The sequence below is a fragment of the Streptomyces glaucescens genome, assembly GCF_002154375.1.
In the GTDB taxonomy this organism is placed as follows: Bacteria; Actinomycetota; Actinomycetes; order Streptomycetales; family Streptomycetaceae; genus Streptomyces; species Streptomyces glaucescens.
In genome coordinates this window covers 1-7,433 of record NZ_MUND01000591.1, presented here as the reverse complement: position 1 = coordinate 7,433, position 7,433 = coordinate 1, and the positions used below count along the sequence as shown (strand labels likewise).

Genomic DNA, 7,433 nt, shown 5'->3' with positions numbered 1-7,433 from the left:
CCCAGCCAGATGACGAGGAGCGAGAAGTACGCCAGCGGTGGCAGGGTCCGAAGGAACGTGATCCAGGGCTCGAACAACGAGCGCACCCAGCCGACGGTGCCCATGAGCAGCCCGAGGACGACACCGGCGGCGACGCCGATACCGGCGCCGAGGGCGATGCGCCGCAGGCTGATGCCCAGGTGCTCGACGAGGGTGGTGCCGTTGTAGCCCCGTACGCCGTCGTGCGTGGTGGAGACGTCGACGAACGCGTCCCACACCGCGGACGGCGGCGGAACCAGCGTCCGGCTCCATGTCCCGCTCGCCGCCAGCAACTGCCACAGGACGAGGAAGAGCAGAAGCGAGCCGAGCGGCAGCGCGGCACGGCGTACACGCGCCCGCACGCCCCGCACCGGCGTCCGGGTTTCGGGCGGCACACCGGCCGGGTCGGCGGGCTTGAGCACGGTGGGAGTCAGGGACACGGGCGTCCTCCAGGGGCGCCGGGACATGAGCGGTTGCCGCCGGCGGACAGGGGCGGCCGGTCCCGGGCGAGAGTCATGCCGAACGAGAAGGGGGAGCGCGCGCTGTGCGACAGGGCGCGTGGAACCGCCGTGGTGCGGGTGGTGTCACCGCACGTCAGGACGGTTCGGAACGAGCAGGATCAGCGACAACACGAGCCAGGGCGTCGGCACAGGTCGATGACCAGGCGTCGCACCAAGGGCTCGGGATTCATGAGGCCCATTTCTACCTCAGTCCCCGCCGCGCACCAACCGGCGTCCACTCTCTGGAACACGGCACGCGGGCCGGTCAGCCTCACGAAGGGCCGCCATAGGCCCGGGCGTTGCGTACGAACAGACCGTGCAGATCGCTGACGGCCCGCGCCACCGGGCCGGAGGGACGGCTCTGCAGCACCAGCAGCACATCGGTCGCGTCACCCGCCAGCGGCCGCACGGTGATCGCGCCGCGGCGCTCCAGCGGGTCGCCGACGACACTGAAGTCGGGCAGCACGGTCGCCCCCAGGCCTTCGGCGACCATCAGCTTGCCCATCTCCGCGCCGTCGGTGGAGTACGAGAAGGACGGCGTACGGCCGTCGAGCAGCCGGTGCACGAACCGGTGCATCACATAGCCGGACCGCATCACGATCAGCGGTTCGGCCAGGAGATCGTCCACGCCCACCGCCTCCAGGGCGGCAAGCGGGCTGTCCGCGCGCGCACACACCACCGGGCGGCCGCGCAACAGTTCCGTCGTCTCGAAGCCGGGCGGCATGTCGTCACCGCCGAGGTAGTTCACCAGCCCCAGGTCGAACGCGCCCTCCAGCAGCCCGCGATGGATCTCGGAGTGCTGCGCGCCGACGAGTTCCACCTGGGTGCGCGGGTGGACGGCCCGGAACTCCCGCACGGTCGGGATCACCAGCGGAACCGTGGCCGTGTTGACCGTGCCGAGCCGGACCATACGGCTGATGCGATGCTGATCCCCGGCCGCGCCCCGCAAGCGGTCGACCGCGTCCAGCACGCCCATGATGTACGGCAGCAGCTCCCGGCCCTCGTCGCTGACCTTCGCGCCGGACCGCTTGCGCTCCAGCAGGTCCACGCCCAGCTCACGCTCCAGATTGCGCACGGTCTCGCTCAGCGCCGGCTGGGACAGGTGCAGTTCCTCGGCGGCCCGCCGCAGCGAACCCGAGCGGGTGACGGCCGCGATGTATTCGAGCTGTTCGATACGCACGACAGCGAGAGTGCCGTCGTCGTCGGCCGGGTTCAAGGGAATCCCTGTCACAACCTCGTGAATACCTGCTGTCAGTATGCGGAATCGACGCCGGGCATTCTTGACCGGCCGGACTCCCCGCTGCTTTGATCGATGACATGAAGCGACAGGATCTCACGCGGCGACGCCACGTCGACCTCGCGCGTGTCTGCAGCTCCCGCTGTCGCCGTCGGGTCTGAGCGCACCCGAGGGAAACCCTCGAACTCGCACCGGTCTGTCTTCGTGAATTCCACTGCGAGCCGCTTGCCGTAGTGCTTCCGGCTTTCCGGGGACATCGTCCCCGCACGCCCGAATCCCGATCACTGAGCAGTTTCTCTGACACGCACGCGCGCTCTTTTCCGTTGCGTACTCATGCCAGGAGTTCCCCATGCCCGTACCGCCCGGATCCGACCCCGTCCGCTTCGCCTACTGGGTGCCGAACGTCAGCGGCGGCCTGGTCACCAGCACCATCGAGCAGCGCACCGACTGGGGCTACGACTACAACCGCGAACTGGCCGTCCTCGCCGAGAACAGCGGCTTCGACTACGCCCTCAGCCAGGTCCGCTACATGGCCAGCTACGGCGCCGAGTTCCAGCACGAGTCGACCAGCTTCAGTCTGGCGCTGCTGCTGGCGACCCAGCGGCTGAAGGTCATCGCCGCCGTCCACCCCGGCCTGTGGCACCCCGGAGTCCTCGCCAAACTCGGGGCCACCGCCGACCACCTGTCGGGCGGCCGTTTCGCCGTCAACGTCGTCAGCGGATGGTTCAAGGGCGAGTTCACCGCCCTCGGCGAACCCTGGCTGGAGCACGACGAGCGCTACCGCCGCTCCGAGGAGTTCATCCGCGCCCTGCGTCAGATCTGGACCGAGGACCACACCGAACTCGCGGGCGACTTCTACCGGTTGCGGGACTTCTCCCTCAAGCCCAAGCCCCTCGACGTCCCCGGGCGCCCGCACCCGGAGATCTTCCAGGGCGGGAACTCCACCGCCGCCCGCGCCATGGCCGGCCGCGTCTCCGACTGGTACTTCAGCAACGGCAAGGACTTCGACGGCGTCACCGAGCAGATCACCGACGTCCGCGCGTCCGCCGCCCGAGCGGGCCGCACCCCACCGAAGTTCGGCCTCAACGGTTTCCTCATCGCCCGCGACACCGAGGCCGAGGCCCGCGACACGCTCCGCGAGATCGTCGCCAAGGCCGACACACCGGCCGTCCACGGCTTCCGCGACGCCGTCCAGCAGGCCGGCCGGTCCACCGCCGACGGCAAGGGCATGTGGCAGGACTCGGGCTTCGAGGACCTCGTCCAGTACAACGACGGCTTCCGCACGGGCCTGATCGGCACCCCGGAACAGATCGCCGAGCGGATCGTCGCCTACAAGCGTCGGGGAGTGGACCTCTTCCTCCTCGGCTTCCTGCACTACCTGGAGGAGGTCGAGTACTTCGGCAAACGCGTCCTGCCCCTCGTACGCGAACTCGAGGCACAGCAGCCGGAGTACGAGCCCGTCCCCGCCCACTCCTGACCACCGATCCGCACACGACCGAACCCGCACCGGAAGGAACCCCCATGAGCATCACCGCACCGGCCGACTGGAAGTCCGTCCCCGCCCCGAGCGACGCGGAGGGCTGGATCGCCCGCGCCGCCGAGGTCGCCGCCGTCCTCGCCTCCGACGCGGCGGCCCGCGACAAGGCCGCCGCCACCCCGTACGCCGAGGTCCGGCTGCTGAAGGAGGCCGGCCTGGTCACCCTCCTCGGGCCCGTCGAGCACGGCGGCGCCGGCCAGGACTGGCCCACCGCCTACCGCGTCGTCCGCGAGGTCGCCAAGGCCGACGGCTCCATCGGCCAGCTGCTCGGCTACCACTACCTGTGGAACTGGGCCGCCCGGCTGGTCGGCACCCGCGAACAGTGGGAGCACGTGGAGGCCGAGGCCGCCCGCAACCAGTGGTTCTTCGGCGGCGCGGTCAACCCGCGCGACGAGGACGTGGTGGTCCGCGACGAGGGCGACACCCTCACCTTCACCGGCCGCAAGTCCTTCTCCACCGGCAGCAAGGTCTCCGACGTCACCGTGCTGGAAGGCGTCCTGGAGGGCACCGACGACCACGTCTTCGCCATCGTCCCGTCCGACAGCGAAGGTCTCACCTTCCATGACGACTGGGACAACATCGGCCAGCGCCTCACCGAGAGCGGCGGCGTCACCCTCGACGCCGTACGCGTCCCCTGGTCCGCTGCGGCCGGCTACATCGACAAGCGGTTCCAGCCGCGCGTCTACAACACCCTCAACGTGCCCACCATCCAGCTCGTCTTCGTCAACTTCTACCTCGGCATCGCCGCCGGCGCGCTGGAGACCGCCGCGGCCTACACCCGGACCAAGTCCCGGCCCTGGCTCCACGGCGGCCATGAGCGCGCCGTCGACGAGCCGTACGTCATCGACATCTACGGCGACCTCACCGCCAAGCTGTGGGCCGTCGAGGCCCTGGCCGACGCGGTGGCCGCGGAGGGCCGGCAACTGCACGACGACCCGGACGCCGTCACGGAGGCGGCCCGGGGCGAGTTCGAGGTCCGGGTGGCCGCGGTGAAGGCCCGCGCCACCGACGTGGCCCTGGAGGTCACCAACAGCATCTTCGAGGTGACCGGCGCGCGTGCCACCGCCTCCGCGGAGGGCCTCGACCGCTTCTGGCGCAACGTCCGCACCCACACGCTGCACGACCCGGTCGCCTACAAGCGCCGCGAGGTCGGCCGCCACGTCCTCACCGGTGAACTGCCGCAGCCCACCTGGTACTCCTGAAGGGTTCCTCGCATGGCCACCGTTCTCTCCGTCTCCGGCAGCCCCTCCGCCACCTCCCGCACCGCACGCCTGCTGCGCCACCTGGACGACCGGCTCACCGCACAGGGGCACGAGGTGATCCCGCTGGACGTCCGCACCCTCCCTCCCGAGGCCCTGCTGCACGCGCACGCAGGCCATCCGGCGATCGCCGAGGCCACCGCGCTGTTCGCACGGGCGGACGGCGTCGTGATCGGCACCCCGGTCTACAAAGCCGCCTACTCGGGGCTGCTGAAGTCAATGCTCGACCTCCTCCCGCAGTACGCCCTGGCCGGCAAGACCGTGCTGCCCCTCGCCACGGGCGGCACGACCGCCCACGTCCTGGCCATCGACTACGCCCTGCGCCCGGTCCTCGCCTCCCTGGGAGCCGCGCACATCACGCCCGGCTGGTTCACCCTCGACAAGGACATCACGGTCGCCGACGACGGCTCGCTGACCGTCGCGCCCGCCTCCGCCGAGGCCCTCGCCCAGGTCACGGACCAGTTCTCGCTCGCCCTGGGCGGTCGTACGACCCTGCTGGCGGCCACCGGATGAGCGCCCCGCCCCTGATCGCCGGCGACGCCGAGGCACTCGACGTCGCCGGCGAGCTGGCCGCGGACTTCCGCAAGGGCGCCGCGGAGCGGGACGCGCTGCGCCGGCTGCCGCACGCGGAGCTGGAGCTGCTGTCCGCCTCCGGGCTGCTCGGGGTGACGGTGCCGGCCGAGTTCGGCGGCGCCGACGTCCGCGCCGAGACGCTCGCCGAGATCTTCCGGCGGCTGGCCGCCGCCGACGCCAGCCTCGCGCAGATCCCGCAGAGCCACTTCGTGTACGTCAACGTGCTGCGCCGGCAGGGGACGCACGAGCAGCAGCGGTTCCTCTTCGGCGAGGTGCTGCGGGGGAAGCGGCTCGGCAACGCCCAGTCCGAGGCGGGAACCCAGCATGTGCAGGACATCCGTACCCGGCTCGCGCGCCGCCCCGACGGGTCGTACCTCCTCGACGGCGTCAAGCACTACTCCACCGGCGCCCTCTTCGCCCACTGGATCCCCGTCCTCGCCCGCGCCGACGACGACAACCTGCACGTGGCGTTCGTCCCGCGGGACGCGCCGGGACTCACGGTCCTGGACGACTGGGACGGCATGGGACAGCGCACCACCGCCAGCGGGACCGTCCGCCTGGAGTCGGTGCCGGTCCCCGCCGACCGGGTCGTGCCGCACCACCTCACCTTCCGGGGACCGCAGCTCCACGGCGCCGTCGCCCAGCTGCTGCACGCCGCCATCGACGCCGGGATCGCCTCCGGCGCGCTGGCGGAGGCGGCCGAGTTCGTCCGCACCAGGAGCCGCCCCTGGTTCGAGAGCGTCGACGAGGGACACCGGACCGCCGCCGAGGACCCGCTGCTGATCCAGCGGTTCGGCGAACTGGCGATCCGGGCGCGGGCCGCGGAGGCGCTGCTCGCCGCAGCGGCGCGCTCCGTGGACACCGCCCGCGCCGACCTGACCGACGACTCGGCCGCCGAGGCCTCGATCGCGGTCGCGGCGGCCAAGGTGACGGCGGCCGAGGCCGCCGTGGAGATCGGCAGCGCCCTCTTCGAGGTCGCCGGCACCCGCGCCGCGCTCGACTCCCTGGGCCTGCACCGGCACTGGCGCGACGCCCGCACCCACACCCTGCACGACCCGGCCCGCTGGAAGGTGCAGCACATCGGCCGGTACACCCTCAACGGCACCCGGCCGCCCCGCCACGGGCTGCTGTAGACGGACGTCCCCCGAACGGAGAGCTCTCATGTCCCTCACCTTCCACTGGTTCCTGCCCACCAACGGCGACAGCCGCCACGTCGTCGGCGGCGGCCACGGCACCCCGGCCGGCTCCTCCGGCCGCGACCGGCCGCCGACGGTCGCCTACCTGAGCCAGATCGCGCGGGCCGCGGAGGACCTGGGCTTCGTGGGCGCGCTCACCCCGACCGGCGCCTGGTGCGAGGACGCCTGGCTGACCACCGCGATGGTCAGCAGGCACACCGAGCGGCTGAAGTTCCTGGTGGCCTTCCGGCCCGGCTTCGTCTCACCGACGCTCGCCGCGCAGATGGCGTCCACGTTCCAGCGGCAGACCGGGGGACGGCTGCTGCTCAACGTCGTCACCGGCGGCGAGAGCCACGAACAGCGCGCCTACGGCGACTTCCTCGACAAGGACGACCGGTACCGCCGCACCGGGGAGTTCCTCCAGATCGTCCGGGAGCTGTGGCACGGCAAGACCGTGGACCTGACCGGCGAACACCTCCAGGTCGAGGACGCCACGCTGGCCCGGGTGCCCGACCCGGTCCCGACGGTGTACTTCGGAGGTTCGTCACCGGTCGCCGGCGAGATCGCCGCCCGGCACGCGGACGTCTACCTCACCTGGGGCGAACCGCCCGCCGCCGTCGCCGAGAAGATCGCGTGGATCCGCCGGCTGGCGGCCCGGCAGGGACGCACCCTCAAGTTCGGCATCCGCCTGCACGTCATCACGCGTGACACGTCCGAACAGGCCTGGGCCGAGGCCGACCGGCTCCTCGACGGCTTCGACCCCGAGGCAGTCGACGCCGTCCAGGCGGGACTGGCCCGCAGCGAGTCGGAAGGCCAGCGGCGGATGCTCGCCCTGCACGGCGGCAGCCGCGACGACCTGGAGATCCACCCGAACCTGTGGGCCGGCATCGGGCTGGTACGGGGCGGCGCGGGCACGGCACTGGTCGGCAGCCACACCGAGGTGGCCGAACGGATCGTCGAGTACCACCGGCTCGGTATCGACGAGTTCGTGCTCTCCGGCTACCCGCACCTGGAGGAGGCCTACTGGTTCGGCGAAGGCGTCCTGCCCGAGCTCGAGCACCAGGGACTGTGGACCCACCCGTTCCGCGACGCGGCGCGGGTGCGGCCCACCGCCCAGGTCCCCTTCGCCGCCCC

Annotated in this window: 7 protein-coding genes; 5 read left to right on the top strand and 2 right to left on the bottom strand. The window is 71.7% G+C overall.

Translation table 11 applies throughout. The annotated features are described in order from the left end of the window. A partial coding sequence (locus tag CCN42_RS32520; RefSeq protein ID WP_422641221.1) for an ABC transporter permease occupies nucleotides 1–413 on the bottom strand: 413 nt, incomplete at its 3' end. A 376-nt stretch (nucleotides 414–789) separates the two neighbouring features. Beyond that, entirely contained in the window at nucleotides 790–1,698 is a 909-nt protein-coding gene (locus CCN42_RS32515; RefSeq protein WP_086740974.1) for a LysR family transcriptional regulator, read from the bottom strand. A 406-nt stretch (nucleotides 1,699–2,104) separates the two neighbouring features. Between CCN42_RS32515 and sfnG the strand changes: the two genes are divergently transcribed. From sfnG to CCN42_RS32490, 5 genes are all read left to right on the top strand, one after another. Further along, nucleotides 2,105–3,232: a dimethylsulfone monooxygenase SfnG gene (gene sfnG / locus CCN42_RS32510; RefSeq protein ID WP_086740973.1), complete on the top strand. Its 1,128-nt coding sequence runs from the start codon at nucleotides 2,105–2,107 to the stop codon at nucleotides 3,230–3,232. A gap of 44 nt (nucleotides 3,233–3,276) precedes the next feature. Next, nucleotides 3,277–4,494 carry an acyl-CoA dehydrogenase family protein gene (locus CCN42_RS32505; RefSeq protein WP_086740971.1) on the top strand — a complete coding sequence of 406 codons (1,218 nt, stop codon included), beginning with the start codon at nucleotides 3,277–3,279 and terminating at the stop codon, nucleotides 4,492–4,494. 12 nt (nucleotides 4,495–4,506) lie between these two features. Next, nucleotides 4,507–5,064 (top strand): NADPH-dependent FMN reductase, encoded by a 558-nt coding sequence (gene ssuE, locus CCN42_RS32500; RefSeq protein WP_086740969.1) that lies wholly within the window; start codon nucleotides 4,507–4,509, stop codon nucleotides 5,062–5,064. Next, nucleotides 5,061–6,257 (top strand): SfnB family sulfur acquisition oxidoreductase, encoded by a 1,197-nt coding sequence (locus CCN42_RS32495; RefSeq protein WP_086740968.1) that lies wholly within the window; start codon nucleotides 5,061–5,063, stop codon nucleotides 6,255–6,257. The genes ssuE and CCN42_RS32495 overlap by 4 nt, the downstream gene beginning before the upstream one ends. A 28-nt stretch (nucleotides 6,258–6,285) precedes the next feature. Further along, a partial coding sequence (locus CCN42_RS32490) for an LLM class flavin-dependent oxidoreductase (RefSeq protein WP_107427679.1) occupies nucleotides 6,286–7,433 on the top strand: 1,148 nt, incomplete at its 3' end.